The following is a 19684-nucleotide window of genomic DNA, read 5'->3' as shown; positions in this document are numbered from 1 at the left end:
CTTCTTTCTTTATCTTATGAAAAATCCTGCACTAAATTGCGTGCCCATTTATTTGACCGATATCGGAAATAACCAAAAATTGATTTTGTAATTTCTTCTAAAGCAAACATAAAGTAAACAAGCTCAATCGACCAATGAAAAACATACGCTCCTAAGAACACAAGTGGAAGCGCAATGAACCATGTTGTACATAAAACGAGCTTCATTGAAAATACATTATCTCCACCAGAGCGAAACACTCCAACAATCCAAAGATGATTTAAGAAATACATCGTTAAGACGACACCTTGTATATAAAGCACGTTTTGAAATGTCCGTTGTACCTCAGGACTTAGTTGTGCAAACAAACTAACAATTAGTGGATTCAAGAGAATGATCAGCACACTTACAACGATCGCTGAGTAGATGGCCAGCTTAGTAAATTCTCTAGCATTTGTAATAGCTGCTGATGGATCTTCTGAGCTTAGCTTTCTTCCAATCATTACACGAGCCGCATACGAGAATCCCGAAATCCCCATTAGAAAATACTGATTGAATATTCGTGCTAGCTGAAAGGTCGCTAAAGCAACAATCCCCATATGTCCAAATGCGACGGCATAAAGCATATTTCCTAACGACCAGATCCCTTCATGGAGTACGAGCGGATAAATCGTTTTGTACACCCTCTTACAAAAGGACCAATTAAACGAAAAAAGCTGATCAAAGCGCGCATGTAAATAGTAGCGCCGACCATAAATAAATCCAACGAGTAGAAGGAGGCTAATAATCGTCGAAAGTAGCGTCGCAATCGCCGCCCCTTTTACCTCATAAGCAGGAAACCAGCCAATCCCATAAATAAGCAAATAATTGAATAACGTATTTAACCCCATTCCGATACAACCGAACACGACGTTTACTTTTATTTTGCCGATCGCACCAAGCGCATGACCAAAAGTATCCTTAATCGCGTTTAATATAAATACAAACACAATGACACTTACATATTGCACACCATAAGCAATTCCTTGTTCATCGTTAATAAAAAACGAAAGTAGTTGTTCTTTAAACACAGTAACGATTATAAATGCTAGTACGGAAAAGAAAAGACTTGTGACGAGCATTAATCCCATCGTCCGATAAACGTTGTTCATTTGATTAATCCCATAAAACTGTGTAATAAACGCCGACATTCCATATGTAGCCGACAAAACCATTCCAAGTACAAAGGTAAATTGACTAGCCGCTGCAATCGATGCAACAGCTACCTCTCCTAAACCGGTGATCATTAACGTGTCAATAAAGGAAAAAGAGTTACTAATGAGCATATGTAAAACAAAAGGTACAACTAATAACGTCACTTCACGTTTAAATTTCATAGGTCATTCTACTTTACATCTATCACTTGCTGTTGAGAGACCTGTTCATTCAATTGCTCTATTAGCGAAAGAAGCTGTCTTGGTTCATGAATTGTAAAATCAGGCTTTTCCTGTTCATTCTCAGGCTTATTCGTATAGCGTGGCGACCAATCAAGGAAAATGCTTGTAATCCCAAGTTCATTAGCCCCACGAATGTCACGACTTAAATTATTTCCAACCATGACAACCCTCTCTCTATCGTCCAATGATAAATCAAGTGCTCCTAATGCTGCCTTAAACATTCGTGCATCAGGCTTCCTCACTTTAATCGTTTCTGAGTAAATCATTGTCTCAAAACAATCATAGATGTTATGATCTGTTAGCATATTTTTAAACGATTGTGCCAGTCCATCAGCTACGAGAGCCAATCTATATCCCTGATTTGCTAGCTCCTGGACGACTTCATCTGCATGTGGTATAACCTTTGCTGAGGTCACTACTTCATTCTTATCTCGAATTTCCGTAGATTCATCTATAATCGTATCTCCACAATCCATTAATATAATTAGTTCTTTTTTCAACGTGTCCACGCCCTTCCTGTTAACATGCTATTGAAATACACCTTGTAGCTTAAGCTCGTTCGCATAGTGACACGAAACACTACGACCATCTTCTATCTCCGTTAATGTAGGTGCCACATGCTCACATTTTTCTGTTCGATAAGCACATCTCGGATGAAAATGACATCCACTTGGACGGTTTGCTGGATTAGGAACCTCTCCTGTTAAAACTTTGCGATTCGTCTTAAGATCCGGATTCGCCTTAGGTACAGCAGATAACAGCGCCTCTGTATAAGGGTGCATCGGTCTCTCATACAAATCATTCGTATTGGCAAGCTCAATGATTTCGCCTAAATACATCACAGCCACGCGGTCAGATATATGCTCAACAACTGATAAATCATGTGAAATGAATAAATACGTTACATTAAATTCTTCTTGCAAGTCTTTCAATAGATTAATAATTTGTGCTTGAATGGAAACATCCAAAGCCGAAACAGCCTCATCACAAACAATGATTTTCGGCTCTGTTACGAGCGCACGAGCTATTCCGATCCTTTGCCGTTGTCCACCAGAAAAGGAGTGCGGATACCTTTTTAAATAGCTAACATTTAAGCCTGTTTTTCGCGCTATATTCTTCACTCTATCCTCTATGTCTTGCTTACTAAACCGTTTCATAGCCCTTAACGGTTCACTAATAATATCAAACACAGTCATTCTCGGATTTAAAGACGAATAAGGATCTTGAAAGATCATTTGAATATCAGGACGCACCTCTTTATAAGCCCGGCTTTTCAATGTTAAAAAATCAACTTTCCTAGCTCCACTACCGTAAAAATAAACGTGTCCAGCTGTTGACTCAATCCCTCGAACGATACATCGTCCAAGCGTTGTCTTACCACAACCCGATTCTCCAACTAAGCTTAGTGTCTCTCCCTTTCTTAATGAAAATGAAATATCGGAAACAGCTTTAACGACTTGTGAAGACTTTTTCTCTTTAAACTCTTTTGATAAATGCTCGATTTCAAGAATAGTCTCGCTCACCGACATGGACCTCCTTTTTTTCAAGCGTAGAATCATATAGAACACATGCAACTTTATGTCGGTCATCGACATGAATTGTATTCACATCACGCTTATTACACACTCCCTGTATTCGTTCATGACAGCGTTCATAGAAACCACAGCCTGTTGTTAACCCAATTGGAACAGGAACCGTCCCTTCAATCGATAGTAACCTCTTCTTACGGCTACCAATGACCGGAATGGAGTCAATTAATCCTTTCGTATACGGATGCTTTGGACGTTTAAATAGATCATGTACGGTCCCGTGCTCGACCACTTTCCCTAAATACATAACAGCAACCTCATCGCACATCTCAGCGACGATCCCAAGATCATGAGTAATGAACAAAATCGACATTCCAAACTCTTCTTGTAGGTCCTTCATTAATTCAAGCACTTGGGCTTGAATCGTCACATCCAGTGCGGTCGTCGGCTCATCAGCAATTAAGATTTCCGGATTACATGAAAGAGCCATCGCAATCATCGCCCGTTGTCTCATCCCACCAGAAAATTCATGAGGATATTGTTCAAATCTTTTTTCAGCATCTGAAATACCTACTTTTTCAAGCATTCTCAGTGTCCATTCCTTCGCTTGCTTTTTATCCTTCGTCTGATGAAGCAAGACAGCCTCCATTATTTGATTGCCAATTGTATATAAAGGAGAAAATGCCGTCATTGGCTCTTGGAAAATCATTGAAATACGCTTCCCACGAATCGAACGCATCACTGGTCCATTTTGTTTAATAGTTAATAAGTCTAATGGCTCCTTTGTGTTCTCTTGCTGCAATAATACTTCTCCAGTCGTTTGAAATTCTTTCGGATTTAAGCCGATAATGGCTTTACTCGTAACGCTTTTTCCACAACCAGATTCCCCAACAATGCCGAGTGTCTTTCCTTTTTTTAGAGAGAAATCAATGCCCCTAACCGCTTGAAGAAGACCATTATCTGTTTTAAATTCGATACGTAAATTTTTCACTTGTAAAAATGCTTCCTGTTCTTGACTCATTTTAAATCCCGCTCTCCTTTCCTTACTTATAAGGGTCTGCTGCATCACGTAGTCCATCACCTAAGAAATTAAACGCTAAGACGGTTAAGATGACAAACCCTAAAGGAATCAGCTTCCATGGGTAAAGAGCTACATTTTCTATTTGCTGTGCTTCTTGTAATAACACGCCCCAACTTGTAGCAGGAGCCTGCATTCCTAATCCTAAAAAACTCAAAGCTGTCTCACCAAGAATCATTGCCGGTATTGCCAATGTAGCTGCCACAACGAGATAACTCATAAACCCAGGTATTAAATGGGTTAAAATAATTTTAAAGTTACTAACACCAGACAGTTTTGCTGCCATCACGTAATCTTCATTTTTCAATGAAACAAATTTACTACGCACGACACGAGCCAGACCTGTCCATTCTAGGAATGCCATAATAACCGTAATATATAAAAACATTTGCACAACGGGAACACGTGGAGGGATCGCGGCAGATAATGCCATCCAAAGTGGCAGTGTAGGGAATGAGCGGATAATTTCAATTAACCTTTGAATAACCGAATCCACAACGCCACCAAAATAACCAGAAACTCCACCAATAATCACCCCTAAAACAAAACTAATCGCTACACCGACAAGAGGAATCGATAAGGAAACTTGACTACCTAGAATAATACGGGAAAATAAATCACGGCCTGTCCCATCCGTACCAAATAAAAAAATTTGACCAGGTGCCTCAACACCAAACAAGCGCAAGTTCGTTTCAAACAAGCCAAGAAATTGGTAGGCTTCCCCTCGAACTAGAAATTGAACCGGGTGTATAACCGACGTATCCTCGACAATCACTTTTCTTAACGTATCAGGATCTCGTGATGACGTTAACCCGTACACAAACGGCCGAAAATGAAACTGCCCATCCTCATCAAAGAAATGAACTTGTGTCGGCGGAGCATTCATATACTCACTGTTGTAGCTTTGCAATCCATAAGGTGCAATAAATTGACCGAAAAGGGCCGCACCATACAATGTAAAGAGGATCACTAAGCTTATTCGCGCTAGCTTATGCTTTCTAAGCTTCTTAAAAATTAAACTCCATTGTGATGCAATATGAATAGAGTCTTCATTTTTCTTTCTTCTCCAAAGAATTGGCTTTCGATTAACTTCATTCGGTATGTGTGTATTCATTTACTACATTCCTTTTCTTTCCATTCGGATTCTTGGATCTAGCCAAGCTAGCAGAATATCCGAAATCAATGTGCCAATAACGGTGAAAATTGCCATGAAAAACAACCACGTCCCTGCCAAATACATATCCTGACCTAATAGAGCCCGATGCATAACCGGTCCTTGCGTAGGTAAATTCAAGACAATCGCTGTAATCGTTGAACCGGTAAAAATCGCAGTTAGCGACCAACCAATCGTACTAATAATCGGATTTAATGCTGCTCTAGTCGGGTATTTCCGTAATGCTTTTGCTTCCGATAAACCTTTTGCGCGTGCTGTTAACACATTAGGCTTATTCATTTCGTCTAACATTTGTCCACGCATCACACGGATTAACTCACACGTGCTCGCTGTACCTATTACGACAATAGGTATAACTAAATGCTTTAACATATCCATTATTTTTGCCACACTCCAAGGCTGATCAACAAATTCTTGGGACTGAAGACCGAGCATCGGATCTCCAAAATAGACGAAGGAAAGATACATTAAAATAATCGCTAATAAGAAATTAGGTGTGGCCATTCCGATAAAACCAATCGTTGTAAACACATAATCTCCTAACGAATATTGCTTAATTGCACTATAAATCCCGATCGGAATCGCAACAAAATATGTAAACAATAATGAAGCGACTGATACGACAATGGTCATCCCCATATGCTGCTGTATAACCTCTGAGACAGGTCGGTTGTAGCTCATGGAATGCCCGAAATCGCCTCTCGTAATGATTCCTCCCATCCATTTCCCATATTGAACGTACCATGGTTCATTTAAACCATATGTATCTCTCAATCTCTCTAATTGCTCACTATTAATCACATCGCCTTCCTGTTCCATTTGCATCGCATAATTACTCACAAAATCACCAGGAGGCAGTTGGATAATAAAGAAAACAATGAGTGAGATGACAAAGACAACTGGGATCATTAATAGAGTTCTACGAATGATGTACCGAAACATAACTGAACCTCTCCTTCTGTAGGACAAATGTGTGTGTCACCACATATACGTTCATCGCTTCCCTGATGACTAAAAAAAGTCCATATTTTAGATCTATGGGGAAGGGAGAGTAAGGAAAGAATCCCTTCTCTTACTCTCCACTCCTAAATTAATCTTGTTTCAAGAAAAACTGTGCAGGCTTGGCATGACCGAACCCACGGAACTCATCACTATCGACAATGCCATCAGGGATATTTCTCATATCATTACTTGCAACGACTAACGTTGGAGTAGGGCCTGTATACCCAATAACCCACTGATTCTCTTGATGAAGCTTAATAATTTCCTCGCTCCAATAATCGACATCCTCAGAAGTGGTTGAAGATGTAAGATTCCCCCAATATTCTAATAGCTTCGCAACATCACCTTCAGGCTCTACCCCTTCTTCACCTCCAGAAGAATGGTACAAGCCATAATGTCCGAACCAAGGAGTAATCACTCGTAATGGCACAAGCTCATCTGGACGGTAAGACACTTTCACGACACTAACGGTTTGCGTAGTCGCAGGAATTTGATTGTCATATTTTAAATCGAAGAAGCGACCTTGATCAGCAATCGTAACATCTGTCTTAATTCCAATTTCTTCATAATACATTTTCAATAATTCTTGTAACGTTCCAACCTGTGACTCTCCACGACTTTCTTGATAAATAACGAGCCGTAGCTCTGACCCATCGGCAAACGTTCGAAATTCTTCATTTTCGTCCCAAACAAGTCCAATTTCATCAAGCAAATCATTTGCCCGCTCAACGTCATACTCTACCCATTGATCTTGCCATCCCTCTTGATAGTTTGGTAGGCTCTCTGGAACTGCCGCCTGTTGAGGCTCACCTAGCCCATGGGTAAGAATCTCTGAAAGCTCATGACGATCAACAGCCACTGATAGTGCCTCACGAAAACGAATATCTTGAAAGAGCTCACGCAACTTAGGATCTTCTACCGTTTGATTCAGTTGTAAACCGGTACTAGACCACGACGCTGGATACCATTGTAGAATTCGGTAATCGCCACGTTCTTCATTTTCCTTTAACACTGTAAATTCCTCAAAACCAAACATTCTTAAATTGATATTACCTGCTAGTGTTTCTAGTAAATAATGACTATCGTCCTGCATACGATCTAACACGATTGAATCGATATACGGCAGCTGATTCCCTTCCGCATCGGTTTTAAAATAGTATGGATTACGCTCCATAATAAAACGGTCGCTATAAGGATCATTACTAGCTACCCATGGACGTAATGTTGGACGTTCAGGAAACAACCAGAAGTAATAGCCTGTCCACTCACCAAATGAATCAAGATCGTTATATCCCCATTCACTTGCTACCTCTAAAGCTTCTTCCTCTCCAATTAACTCTGGTAAAATATCCTTATAGAAATGAGCCGGTGCAAAGAACCACTTGTTATCAATGGCTAACCGTTCTAAGAAAAGCACACTCGGATATTCGTGAGTGACCTTTATTGTATAATCATCTACCTTTGTCACATCTGAACGTACTCGTTCACCAGTTTCAGGATTTACTGAATAGTAACAATCGTATAAAGCCTTTCCGAACGTTTCTGGCAATAACATATGCTCCCAATAAAAAATAACATCATCAGCAGTAAATGGTTCTCCATCAGACCAACGCATTCCCTCACGCAAGTAAATGATGTATTCTGTTGAATCTTCATTCACATCATAGCCTTTTGCTACGTTTGGCTCGATCCCATCACCATCCTCTTGGAATCGAAACAGCGCTTCTTCTGTCGCTTTTCCAATCCCCCACTTGTCATCAGGACCAGCCCACGGGAAAACCCACTCCCCACCATATTGACCAATCTCCTCTACAACATCCTCAATCATAATATCTTCCATAATCGGCATTCGATCCTGAACTGGTTCGAGATCACCTGCTTCAACTAGATCCATTAACATAGGCGCTTCCATTAAACCGGTTTGATTAAGGTCAACTTGATCCACCTCAGGTACTTCATCTTGCTCATTTTCTGAAGAAGCTTCCTCATTTCCACCACTGCAACCACCCATCACCAAAGCAATTAAAAAGATGATACATAAAGCCCATTTTCGTTTCATGAATTCATTCTCTCCCTTTTACAATTAAACTTTTCTCCTATTCATTTCTGTAGCTTATCCATTGGCGCACAAGATTGACGTTCGTGTAATTCAATCTTAACGGTTACTCTTTTTATACAATCTGTATTTTCTAACCTCTCTAATAACAAATTCATCGCTTCTATCCCTAATGTCACACCATTGAGCGTCATCGTCGTCAATGACGGTTGTAACTCATCAGAATACATCGATCCATCGCTAAAGGCGATAATTGATAAATCCTCAGGAATCGACCTTCCTAACTCTTTGCAAGCTCTATATACACCGAGAGCTACCTTATCATTGTCCGTAATAATCGCACTAATCTCCTTATTTTGGCTAAGTACGTTATGAGCAATATAAGAGCCATATTCAATTGAGGTCCTCGTTTCGTCACGATATTCAATATGCTGATAGTGACCTCCTAAACCAAATTGCTTAAGAGCAAATTGATACCCTTGTTCACGATCAATACTCACTGTCCTAACTTTCGGTGCATTGCAAAATAAAATATGACGGTGTCCTAAAGCTAATAAGTAATCCGTAGCCTTTTGTGCAGCAGGGAAATTATCATTATCAACAGATGGGAGAATTTCCTCATACTGTTTTGGTGGCCGGCCAATGATAACCATTGGAATTTGATATTCCATAAATTCCTCAATCCTCGAGTCCTTTATCGATGGATTTAAAATAATTTCTCCATCTGTGGGATCTGATGATATGTTCATAACTTGTTCCTTGTAATCATTTGACAACGTATTAATCAGCAATCGATAATCATTCAAATAGCATTGCTGCAACACACCATTAATAAAAGACAAATGGAATGGGTTGAATTTCACTTTTTCTCCAATCATATTCAATCCAATAATTTTCGTCTGTTTAATAGCTAAGCTACGCGCTAAATAATTCGGTCGATAATTCAGTTCCTTGGCAATTTCTAATACTTTTTCTTTTACTTCCTCGCTAATCGGTCGTTTTTGACTAAACACATTAGACACCGTACTCTTTGAGACGCCAGCTGCTTTTGCTACATCATTAATTGTGGGCATAGATCATCACCTTTCGTGTTACTTCGTCTCTCATATTAAACCGGTTTTATTAACCTTCAATAAACGACATGTAAAAAAATGTTAAGAATATGTATATTTATGATTTACAATTTTATATTGGAGAATGATAGTAACTGAGCAATAGTTGCAAAGGCTGAAAATGAAATCATTGACAAGCTTCAATAAAAATTTAGATTTTATCGAAAAAATAGGTATTATGTCATAATTTGATGTTATAATGGCAAATGTTGAAATACAAAATATGCTGTAATCCCTTACAATATTTCCTGGGAAACATGTCGAAGTACATTTAAAATTAAGGAGGATAAACGAGTGAATTGGAAGAAACGGCTCAATAGCCGCCGCTGGTCTTTTATTATTTTTTCGAACTCATCCAAACCTGTGATTCATCTAAATATTCCGTCCTTTCTTTTAACTGGACTTCCTTTAGTCATCTTCATCCCTTTAGCTTTTTTCTTTTTCTCCCAACATACGAACGAACAGCTCACACAAGAAAACGAAATGCTTAGTGATGAATTAGCGTATCATACGGAAAAGGTCGAATCACTACGCTTAAATCTAGCTTTTTTAGAAGATGAAACTACAGAATATGAGACAAAAATGCAAAACCTCGCCAATCTAGAAAATGAAATGCGTGAATATATGTCTGAGATCATTGATACGGTCGAGCAAGCTAACGAACGAGCAGATTCTTCTGATTCTAGTGGAGGTATTGACATACCTGTTTCGAATTCATTAACGGAAAATGAAGAGATTGATCTAGATAACCTGACGCTTCAAGGCTTGATTGAAAGCTATCAAACAACAATTGCGGATATTCATGAAATGAGTGAAGCATTAAAAAGAGTCCCTACCGCATGGCCTGCTGACGTACAAACGATCACCTCCCATTATGGGCTAAGAGAAGATCCATTCCGCCGTACATCAGCCTTTCATTCCGGAATTGATTTAGGTGGACCTACTGGAACACCTATCTATGCCGGAGCAGATGGGTCGGTCACGTTAGCTCAATATTACGGTGGATATGGAAATACGATTATCATCGAGCATTCTTCAACCTATGAAACGTTGTATGCACATCTATCGGAAATGAAGGTTGAGACTGGACAGGAAGTGAAGAAAGGGGAAATAATTGGTTCACTAGGAAGTACAGGACGAAGTACAGGTCCACATTTACATTATGAAATTTGGAAGTATGGCGAGCCAGTAGATCCGTATCCATATATGACTCTATTTTTTGATTACGAGTAAGGAAGCTCTATCACAGAAAGGAAGATTCGATGTTTAAAAATGATAAAACAAAAGTATTTGACACGATCATAGGTGCTGATACGACTATTGAAGGAACGATTAAGACACAAACAAGCTTACGAGTGGAAGGTAAAATACTTGGAGGGGTTGAAAGTGAGGGAGATGTCATCGTCGGTAAAGATGGTTTAGTAGAGCCGTCAATTTCAGCTAGAAATGTCATCATTGCAGGAACAATCAAAGGAAACCTTCACGTCACAGAGAAACTACAAATACAATCCGGAGGCTCTTTTTCCGGGAAAGCCCAAATGAACGGAATGATTATAGAAGATGGTGCACGCTTTAACGGTGAAAGTCAAATGAACGAAAAAAAGGAACCAACACCTTTGGAAAAGAAGGATCAGTCACAGAAAAAAGAGGCTATCGAGTAATGAGGAAATTGAAGCATTCTTAATTGTTTCGTTCGTAGTCATTGCGATTAGCGTGAACGTGAATCGTTTCCTCATTCCGCTATTTAACCTTTTCAATCGCAGTTTTCTCAACTACGATCGAATTAGTGTGATGAGGATTCCTTTCATTCACTTTCTAGCCCTATTCCCACTATATAGCGAAATGAGGATTCTCTACGTTGCTAAGACTGATTCAGAAATAGTCCACTTCTATCCCCCCCTTGAGCTCTTAGAGCCTAAGCTACTGTCCAACTAGATTAGACCTTCGCAAAATACGCCGCACTCGCAAGCATCGGGCTACAATCCAAATGGTCTGAATCACTTAATCCAATCTCAAAGATAAAATCCGTATCGACTACAAATGGCTTGACCATCTTCCAATCAATGTTCCCTTCACCAAGTGGCAATGAATCGTGGTTTAGGCCCTTACTGTCCACCACATGATAGTACTGGGCATAAAAAGCGTAATTTTCAAGATGTTTTCGGAGTCGTTCATTAGATCCGTTTAAAGCTATGAATGAATGACTAATATCAATCGTTAGGGGTAAATTCAATGGCTCGATGATTTCTTCGTGTAAATGAGGGTTTTCAGCCGAAAAGATCCCTCCTATTGTATCTTCCCATAAAAAACATGTCGGATGAATTGATAATATTTCTTCAATACGCTTACGTACATTCCACCGTTTGACCTGATCATCAATACCTCTTGAGCTTTCCGAGTTAGCATAATGGCAATGAATCACGCATTTCACATTCGTTTTCCCACAAATAGTAGCAAGTACTTTTGATGACCAATCGTAAAAATCTCTTCTTTCCTTATCATGACTAATAATATCTAAATAGTGGCCTTTATACTTAGAAGGATGATGAAGGTAGACCGTTGTCCCTTGACTCTGTATCCAATTTATCGTATCAATAAGGCGACTAGGTTGATACATGTCCTCCTCGTTCAAATGAAGCTCTAAAATTTTCGGGTTATGCTTTAAGCGATTAGCGAGATGATCCTCTCTTAAGCCTGATTTTAACCGGGTCCATTCCATTCTCATCATCCTCTCCATCTCCTTACTAGCTCATAATATCTCTTTTTATTTAAAGGTCTTAGTTCTTTCCACACACATTTCAATGGATAAACACACATAGATCATATATGATAGAGACGTTAGTGAAATTGAACTACATTTATTCATTTTCACATGATTATTACTTTAATATGGGAGAATCGACATGAATTTCGATACGCCACATCACTTTATATTAACATCGTCATCAATCATCTCAATACTATTAATTATATATGCTTTACGCAACCATCATGCTAATGGATCGCGTTCCTTTGCTTGGCTAATGACTTGTGCCCTAGTTTGGTCGTTTGGCTATACATTTGAAATACTTGTTGAAAGCTTTGAAGCGAAGAAATTCTGGATGCGTTTTTCTCAGCTGGGCGTTTATGGTTCAGCCTATTGCTATTTCATCTTTGCTCTTCAATATTGCGGGTACAGTAAATGGTTTCAAGGAAAATACCTTGTTCCGATTAGTCTTCCGCTTATTTTAACACCCATCCTTATATGGACTAACGACTACCATTTTCTTTTGCATACAACTGTTTCACTAGAACAGGCTGGTTCCTTATCTTTTATTCAATATGAGCGAACGATATTAAGCCTTCTTTTCATTGTTTATGCGTATTTTTTGATATGTATTAGCTTTTTCATTTTATATCGTGCTTATAAACATTCTATACACCCTTTTAATCGGCAATATGCCATATTATTAATCGGACTGTTAATTCCAGTTATTTCGATGCTCTTGGATTTATTGGGCTTCAATCCATTTGCACCATTTGCTCCAACTTCGATCGTACTTATTTTCAGTGGCCTTTTCATTGCATGGGGTCTTTTTCGCTACAGACTCTTTTATATATGGCCAATCGCTAGGGATCAGCTCATTGAAAAGATGAAGAGCGGTGTTATCGTTACTGATATTTCAGGAACACTAATCGATCAAAATCCCTCAGCGAAAGAGATCATCACACAAGATTTTCGAAACTTCGGACAAGATTCACTTACAATAGGACAAAATTGGCATGAACAATTAGATGAATATGAGCAATGGAAGAAAAGCTACTCTAGCTTAAGAGAAGTTCAAATTGAAGTTACACCTGACTCTAAAATCTATTATGAAGTATCAGTTTCGCCATTGAAGAATTACAAAGGACAATTCATCGGTCACTTAACAACGTTAATGGATATTACATCGCGAAAATGGACAGAGAAGCGCCTCTTTATTCAAGCAACTACAGATTATCTAACAAGAGTTCACAACCGTCGTCATTTTGTCGATTTATCAAAAAGAGCGTTTTCTAAGTCACTTGAGGAACAAACCTCTTTTTCCCTTATGATCATTGATATCGACTTTTTCAAATCGATTAATGATACGTACGGCCATAACGTTGGTGATCAAGTATTGCACCAATTCGCAACAATCTGTAGTGATTTATTAGGGCACGATAAGATTTTTGGTCGTATTGGTGGTGAGGAGTTTGCGGTCACATTACCGAAAACATCATTAGATCAAGCCTATGAAACAGCTAAGACGATTCAGCAAACGTTTGAACGCACGGAATTAACTGCTACGATTAAGCTTACCGTAAGTATTGGTCTTTCTACAAAAAAAGGGAATGACACGTTTGACAAGCTACTTCTTGAAGCAGATCAGTTACTATATGAAGCAAAAGAAGAAAGAAACACAATTAAAATGCCTACTACGTTCAACTTATAACGATTCACATGCATAACCTCCGTCAGATTGATAAATAGTAAAGGTACAACCATTTAGGAGGTTAATGTCATGGAAACAGAACGAGCACAAGAAATATCTTCTTCTGAAACAATGATTCCAGTTATACACAACGGTCAAAAGATTTACATTGAGCATGTTGACCGCAGCAACGGAAAAGCAACGATCCACCCAATTGACAACCCAGATCAAAAGCAAAGCGTGGCCATTAGCGAACTAACAGAAGAATAAGAAAAGCTCGTTAGTAGCTTTTCTTATTTGCATGATCATAGTGTACTATTCGGAGCCGACGTCACACGAGCATCCGCTTTGGTATTCTTCGTGGAACCTCATTCCGCTATTTGCTTGATGAAGCCTTTTTTGACTAGACTTTCGGATCCTCGTTCCGCTATTTGACCGTTTGGGCTTCCTTTTTGTCTTCTTTTGACGTATTAGCGGAATGAGGTTCCTCTTCATATGCTTAAATGACGTATTTCTTCCCTTTAACGGAATGAGGTTCCGTTTGATACAAAAAAAGGCCATTGAAAAAGTTAAAATCAACCTTTTTCAGTGGCCTTCAGCGTTACGCTTATTTTATTTAATTTGTATAATAAATCGGTGATCCAGGTCCTAAATCAATACCTAATGTCATCCAGACAATTAACATAATGATCCAAACGATCGAAAAAGCAATTGAATAAGGAAGCATCGTTGAAATCAAGGTTCCGATCCCAACCTTTTTGTCATACTTTTGCGCAAAGGCAATTACGATAGCAAAGTACGGCATTAAAGGTGAGATAATATTTGTCGTCGAATCGGCAATTCGATAAGCAATTAATGTTAATTCAGGCGAGTAGCCAACACCCATCATCATCGGTACAAACACAGGTGCCATTATCGCCCATTTTGCTGAGGCACTTCCGATAAATATATTAATAAACCCAGCTACAACAATAAACGTCAAAATAAGTGGAATTCCGGTAAATCCTGTATTCTCCAAGAATTCAGCACCTTTAATCGCTAAGATTTGACCGAGATTCGTTTCGTTAAAATAAGCGACAAATTGACCTGCTGCAAATGCTAGGACGATATACGCACCCATTGTCGCCATCGTATCAGACAATTGATTGGCAACATCCTTATCATCCTTAATCGTTTTCGTTAGCTTCCCGTACACCAAACCAGGAATGAAGAACATAATTAAAATAACAGGTACAAGTGATGAAAAGAACGGTGAGCTAATAACCGCACCATCTTCACCTCTCATCGGTCCCCATTCAGGAACAATGAGTAGAGCTAAAGCTGCACATGTAACAACAAATGCTATAAGTGCCCCCCATAAGCCTTTCTTTTCTTCGGCTTTCAAATAATTGACCTCTTCTTCTACTTGACCTTTAAATGTTCCTAGCCGTGGTTCAACAATTTTCTCCGTCACAAACGTTCCCACAATCGTTAACACAAACACAGAAGCAATCATAAAATACCAGTTCATCGCATAGTTCATCGTTTCCGCATAACCTGGATCAAAGGTTGCCGCTGCTTCTTGTGCCAATGAACCTAATAGCGGATCAAGTGATGTCAGTAAGAGATTCGCACTATAACCAGCTGAAACCCCTGCAAAAGCGGCAGCTAGTCCCGCTAATGGATGTCTCCCTAAACCTGCAAAAAGAACCGCACCAAGCGGTGTTAATACAACATAGCCTGCATCCGCTGCCATACTTGACATAATACCACCAAAGACGAGTGCAGCCGTTAAAAGCTGCTTCGGAACAGACGTAACAAGCCCGCGCAGCATCGCACTAATTAAACCAGAACGCTCCGCAATCCCAATCCCTAGCATCGTTACAAGGACCGTACCAAGCGGGGCAAAACCTGTAAAATTGGCTACTGCACTTGTGAACATATAAGAAATTCCTTCAGCGCTTAGTAAGTTCTTAACCTCAATGATCTCCCCTTCATTAAGTGGATCTTGCACTTGTAAACCAACCAGTGAAAAAATAGCCGATAACACTACAATAGCTAAAGCAAAATAAAAGAATAATGTCACTGGATGGGGGAGTTTATTACCAACAACCTCAATTGTATCTAACGAACGAAGAACAAACCCTTGCTTTTTCGCTTTCTTCATTATGGATACTCCTTCCATCTCCAAAATATTCTGAAAATTAATATACTGAAATACTTTAAAAGTATATTAAAATGCTTTCATTTTGTAAATAAAATAGTAAGTATACATAATATAAAGATATTTTAAAATAATATAACTATTCACTTTTTTAAAATAATTTAAAATGTTCTTAAAGTTTATTGAAAGCTGTTGCGACGATGTAGGATTTTCACTATATCAGTCGAAAGATATAACTGAACGAATGAATTAGAAAGGAGAAGAAAGATGACAGCTGAACCAAACTACAACAAAACGATTGTTCATGCGATTACAGGAGAAGAAATTACCTTCCTTAAATCTAGTGAGGAAACCGGTGGGAAATATGAATATATCGAGGTTTTTCTACCGCCAAAAGGAGAAGGGCCTCCGCTACATTATCACCGACAATTTGAAGAAACGTTCGAAACAGTAGATGGTGAGTTGAAAATTTTACTTGCTAACAAAGAAGTAATCTTACAGCCTAGAGAAAGCTTCACTGTAGAAAAGGAAACTCATCATGCCTTTTTAAATGCTTCTGAAAAGCACCCTGTTACTTTTAGAGTCAAATTAACTCCTGCAAATAACTTTGAAACGTCAATGAGAATCATTTATGGACTCGCTGCTGATGGGGAAATGGACGAGAAGAAGGGGACACTCAAAAACCCGATGTATACTGCTCTCGCACTTGATATGCAAGATACTCGTCTCGTACAAGTTCCTAAGCTTGTCCAAAGATTTATGCTTGATCGTCTCGCCAAAAAAGCGAAAAGAATGGGGGTCGATCAGCAATTAATAGCGAAGTACGTTAAAAAATAATGACTAAACTTATAACTATTTGCACTTATTTATTTATATGTGAAAAAGCACCACAGCTCGACTTAGAGCTGTGGTGCTTTTTCTATTCGCTAGTAGGATGGGATTTCTTCTGCTGGCATTCTCTCGTTTGTATAACTCGTATGAGCTAGTACTACCTCGTCTCCAACTTCTACTTTTGAGCTATAATCACTATGCACATTTAAAAGCTGGCCATTTACATCAACTGAGTAGTGAAATTCCTTCCCTTGAAACATCACATTACGTACGATTCCCCTCAATCCATTACCTGATCGAGAAATAGTGAATTGCTCTGGTCGTACCGGTAACACATCATGCCTCTTCATTTCGTCGGTCACATCAGAAGCGATCCAAAGAACCTGTTCATCATGAAACGGCTTAAATGCATCTCCTAGCCATTTCCCTTGAATTAAATTCGCCTTTCCTACAAATGTAGCAACAAACGGCGTCTTCGGATTCATATAAACCTCTTCTGGGGAACCGAATTGCTCGATTTGTCCATCCTTCATGACAACAATTTTATCAGCCATTGCCAATGCCTCAGCTTGATCATGTGTCACGTACACAATCGCCGTATTCATCATTCGGTGAATCGTCTGGATTTCTTTTCTAAGCTCCATTCTCAGCTCTGCATCTAAACTACTTAACGGTTCATCCATTAATAGCAATGCGGGCTTCGGGGCTAGAGCTCGAGCAATGGCTACTCGTTGCTTCTGACCACCTGATAATTCGTTCGGCATGCGTTGTGCGTAATCCGCAAGTCCGACAAGCTTCAGCATCTCTATGACTCGTTCCTCACTATGACGCTTAAGCTCCTTATCTACAAAGCGATGATGCTGTAATGGAAATAGAACTTGCTCCTTCACCTTTAAATGCGGCCAAAGGGCAAAGGATTGAAAGACCATACCTATATTCCGTTTCTCAGGACGAACAATTCGTCGTGCATTCGCAACGACTTCTGTATTCATTTCAATTTCACCAGAAGTAGGAGAATCAAACCCAGCTAACAAGCGTAGCAGCGTCGTTTTCCCACAACCAGACGGACCAACAATCGCAACGAATTCACCATCATTAATGGTCATATCAACAGCAGATAAAGCCGTCGTTTTTCCAAACACTTTCGTTACACTTGATAATACTGTACTCATCGATGTGCCACCTTTCGTTCGTATACCTTCTGAAGGATAAGAAGTACACCTGTTAGACTAAGCATTGTTAATACAACAACCGTTGAAAATGCTGTAGAATACGTCGTATAGCCTGATTGCTCAAAGTTAAAGATCATCAAACCAATCGTTTCCGATCCACTTGACCAAAGCAGCGCTGAAACAGTCAATTCCGTTAACGTCGTTAGCATAACAAGAAACGCACCACTTAATAAGCCTGGTAATAAAAGAGGTAGCATGATAAAGCGCCATTTAGCAAAGAAGGATGCTCCTGACACATGTGCAGCCTCCTCCATTGATGGAGCAACTTGCGACATCGCTGTCATGCTTCCACGAACTTGTAATATCATAAATCTCGTCACATAAGCGATAAACAAAATCCAAATACTACCGTAAATACCTGGATTCCAGCCTGGAATGGGTTGCATCCACGCTAAGATCATCGCAAGCGCAAGCACCATTCCCGGTAAGGCATATGGTAATCCAACGGCTAATTCCATCACCTTACTCACTAAAGTCTTCTTCCGCAAACGATAATAAGCAATTGCTGTACCGATAACTAAGCATATAACCCCTGTCCCGATCGCCAGCTTCAAACTATTCGTCATCGCTCCACGTACCTTATCGTTCTCAAATAAAATAAAGCGGTAATGATCAAGCGTCAAATTCTCTAAAGCAAAAGAAAGTCCGTACGCACGAATAAGCGAAGTTCCTACCATTGAAAAAAGCGGCACAATGCTAATAACGATTAAAAAGCTCCACAGAATACCTTCCATCACAGGCCGAGCCTTACCTAAAGTAAAGCGGGGCTTATGGTCTATCTCACTGCTTTCCCCTTCCTTAGATCGTCGTAAAAGCAACCATTGAAATAATGTCCCGAGCAAAGCAATGACACCTAAAATCACAGAAAACGTCGCCGCACGAGCGAATGCACTTGGACCAAAACCAACGATTTCTTGATAGATGACTGTACTTAATACGGATATATTGGCAGGTATACCAAGAAAAGCCGGTATTCCGAAGTTATCTAAATTTGCTAAAAAAGCTAGTAGTCCACCACTTGCGATTCCCGGTAATGCTAAAGGAAACGTTACCTTTCGAAACACTGTCCAACCACTGCCACCTGAAGAACGAACAGCCCACTCTAAATCACGCGGAATCCGCCTTAACACACTCATCGTCAATAAAAAAACAAGTGGATAATGTGAGAGACCTAGCACGAGAATCATTCCAAAATGACTATATAAATTAAACGGTTCAAGCTGACCAGGTAACCAATCTAAGATAGAAGCGACCATTCCGTTCCGACTAAGAAACTGCGTCCACGACAACGTAATAATATACGAAGGAATAATAAAAGGAAGGAGCACAAATACATGTAAGAGCTTTTTCGCACGAATGTCGCTATAAGCAACTAGCCACGCTAAGGACACACCTAGTCCAACTGACAATGCCGTTGAACCAGCAACAGCAATCCCCGTATTTTGTAAAATCCGCCACGTTCTTGCTTCCTGCAAAACCGTTGTATAGTTCGTTAGCACATGGCCTTCTTCCACCGAAAAACTCAGTCCAACAAGCTTCATAATCGGCCAAACAAAAAGGAATAGAACAAAGACTAACGACAAAATCAGCCAAAGCGTTTTCCTGTTACGTGTAAAGGAGAAGGAAGACTCAAGCGGGAGTCTTCCTTGTACAGTTTGATTCATGATCGAACACCT

The 19684-nt window shown here is 39.5% G+C and carries 17 protein-coding genes; 5 read left to right on the top strand and 12 right to left on the bottom strand.

The features are described 5' to 3' along the window. Positions 1–14: 14 nt before the first annotated feature. From MW695_RS02330 to MW695_RS02295, 8 genes are all read right to left on the bottom strand, one after another. Complete coding sequence (locus tag MW695_RS02330) at positions 15–1355, bottom strand: MATE family efflux transporter (RefSeq protein WP_247102700.1); 1341 nt, start codon at positions 1353–1355, stop codon at positions 15–17. Positions 1356–1363: 8 nt separating this feature from the next. After that, positions 1364–1915, bottom strand: a complete 552-nt coding sequence (locus MW695_RS02325; protein ID WP_247102697.1) for an HAD family hydrolase — start codon at positions 1913–1915, stop codon at positions 1364–1366. Positions 1916–1942: 27 nt separating this feature from the next. After that, positions 1943–2938 carry an ABC transporter ATP-binding protein gene (locus MW695_RS02320; RefSeq protein ID WP_247102694.1) on the bottom strand — a complete coding sequence of 332 codons (996 nt, stop codon included), beginning with the start codon at positions 2936–2938 and terminating at the stop codon, positions 1943–1945. Next, the gene (locus tag MW695_RS02315) at positions 2919–3965 is read right to left on the bottom strand and encodes an ABC transporter ATP-binding protein (protein WP_247102691.1); all 1047 of its coding nucleotides are present in this window, start codon (positions 3963–3965) and stop codon (positions 2919–2921) included. The genes MW695_RS02320 and MW695_RS02315 overlap by 20 nt, the downstream gene beginning before the upstream one ends. Before the next feature lie 22 nt (positions 3966–3987). Next, on the bottom strand, positions 3988–5136 hold the full coding sequence (locus MW695_RS02310) for an ABC transporter permease (protein WP_247102687.1): 1149 nt from the start codon (positions 5134–5136) through the stop codon (positions 3988–3990). Positions 5137–5139: 3 nt separating this feature from the next. Further along, on the bottom strand, positions 5140–6138 hold the full coding sequence (locus MW695_RS02305) for an ABC transporter permease (RefSeq protein ID WP_247102684.1): 999 nt from the start codon (positions 6136–6138) through the stop codon (positions 5140–5142). A gap of 148 nt (positions 6139–6286) precedes the next feature. Next, positions 6287–8257 (bottom strand): ABC transporter substrate-binding protein, encoded by a 1971-nt coding sequence (locus MW695_RS02300; RefSeq protein WP_247102674.1) that lies wholly within the window; start codon positions 8255–8257, stop codon positions 6287–6289. Positions 8258–8298: 41 nt separating this feature from the next. Then, positions 8299–9327 (bottom strand): LacI family DNA-binding transcriptional regulator, encoded by a 1029-nt coding sequence (locus MW695_RS02295; protein ID WP_247102671.1) that lies wholly within the window; start codon positions 9325–9327, stop codon positions 8299–8301. 333 nt (positions 9328–9660) lie between these two features. Between MW695_RS02295 and MW695_RS22860 the strand changes: the two genes are divergently transcribed. Together MW695_RS22860 and MW695_RS02285 are read left to right on the top strand one after the other, a co-directional pair. Next, positions 9661–10599, top strand: a complete 939-nt coding sequence (locus MW695_RS22860) for a M23 family metallopeptidase (RefSeq protein ID WP_247102659.1) — start codon at positions 9661–9663, stop codon at positions 10597–10599. 29 nt (positions 10600–10628) lie between these two features. Then, positions 10629–11027 (top strand): bactofilin family protein, encoded by a 399-nt coding sequence (locus MW695_RS02285; RefSeq protein ID WP_247102656.1) that lies wholly within the window; start codon positions 10629–10631, stop codon positions 11025–11027. A 275-nt stretch (positions 11028–11302) separates the two neighbouring features. Here the strand turns inward: MW695_RS02285 and MW695_RS02280 are convergent, their stop codons facing one another. Continuing rightward, a complete protein-coding gene (locus tag MW695_RS02280) occupies positions 11303–12094 on the bottom strand; it encodes a sugar phosphate isomerase/epimerase (RefSeq protein ID WP_247102652.1) in 792 nt (263 codons plus the stop codon). Between the two features lie 175 nt (positions 12095–12269). Between MW695_RS02280 and MW695_RS02275 the strand changes: the two genes are divergently transcribed. Together MW695_RS02275 and MW695_RS02270 are read left to right on the top strand one after the other, a co-directional pair. Then, positions 12270–13823: a histidine kinase N-terminal 7TM domain-containing diguanylate cyclase gene (locus tag MW695_RS02275; protein ID WP_247102649.1), complete on the top strand. Its 1554-nt coding sequence runs from the start codon at positions 12270–12272 to the stop codon at positions 13821–13823. 69 nt (positions 13824–13892) lie between these two features. After that, positions 13893–14072 carry an H-type small acid-soluble spore protein gene (locus MW695_RS02270; RefSeq protein ID WP_247102643.1) on the top strand — a complete coding sequence of 60 codons (180 nt, stop codon included), beginning with the start codon at positions 13893–13895 and terminating at the stop codon, positions 14070–14072. A gap of 346 nt (positions 14073–14418) precedes the next feature. Here the strand turns inward: MW695_RS02270 and MW695_RS02265 are convergent, their stop codons facing one another. After that, complete coding sequence (locus MW695_RS02265; protein ID WP_247102640.1) at positions 14419–15948, bottom strand: AbgT family transporter; 1530 nt, start codon at positions 15946–15948, stop codon at positions 14419–14421. A gap of 264 nt (positions 15949–16212) precedes the next feature. Here MW695_RS02265 and MW695_RS02260 point away from each other — a divergent pair, with 264 nt between their 5' ends. Beyond that, positions 16213–16782, top strand: coding sequence for a cupin domain-containing protein (locus tag MW695_RS02260; RefSeq protein WP_247102639.1), 570 nt, complete (start codon positions 16213–16215; stop codon positions 16780–16782). Positions 16783–16871: 89 nt separating this feature from the next. Here the strand turns inward: MW695_RS02260 and MW695_RS02255 are convergent, their stop codons facing one another. Both MW695_RS02255 and MW695_RS02250 read right to left on the bottom strand, forming a co-directional pair. After that, complete coding sequence (locus MW695_RS02255) at positions 16872–17948, bottom strand: ABC transporter ATP-binding protein (RefSeq protein ID WP_247102637.1); 1077 nt, start codon at positions 17946–17948, stop codon at positions 16872–16874. Continuing rightward, a complete protein-coding gene (locus MW695_RS02250; RefSeq protein WP_247102635.1) occupies positions 17945–19672 on the bottom strand; it encodes an ABC transporter permease in 1728 nt (575 codons plus the stop codon). Before MW695_RS02250 ends, MW695_RS02255 begins: the two co-directional genes overlap by 4 nt. Between the last annotated feature and the right edge of the window lie 12 nt (positions 19673–19684).

It is taken from the genome of Halalkalibacter sp. APA_J-10(15), from assembly GCF_023017105.1.
In the GTDB taxonomy this organism is placed as follows: Bacteria; Bacillota; Bacilli; order Bacillales; family Bacillaceae_D; genus Halalkalibacter.
Note: the sequence above shows the minus strand (reverse complement) of the source record. Positions and strands in the feature narration are given on the sequence as shown.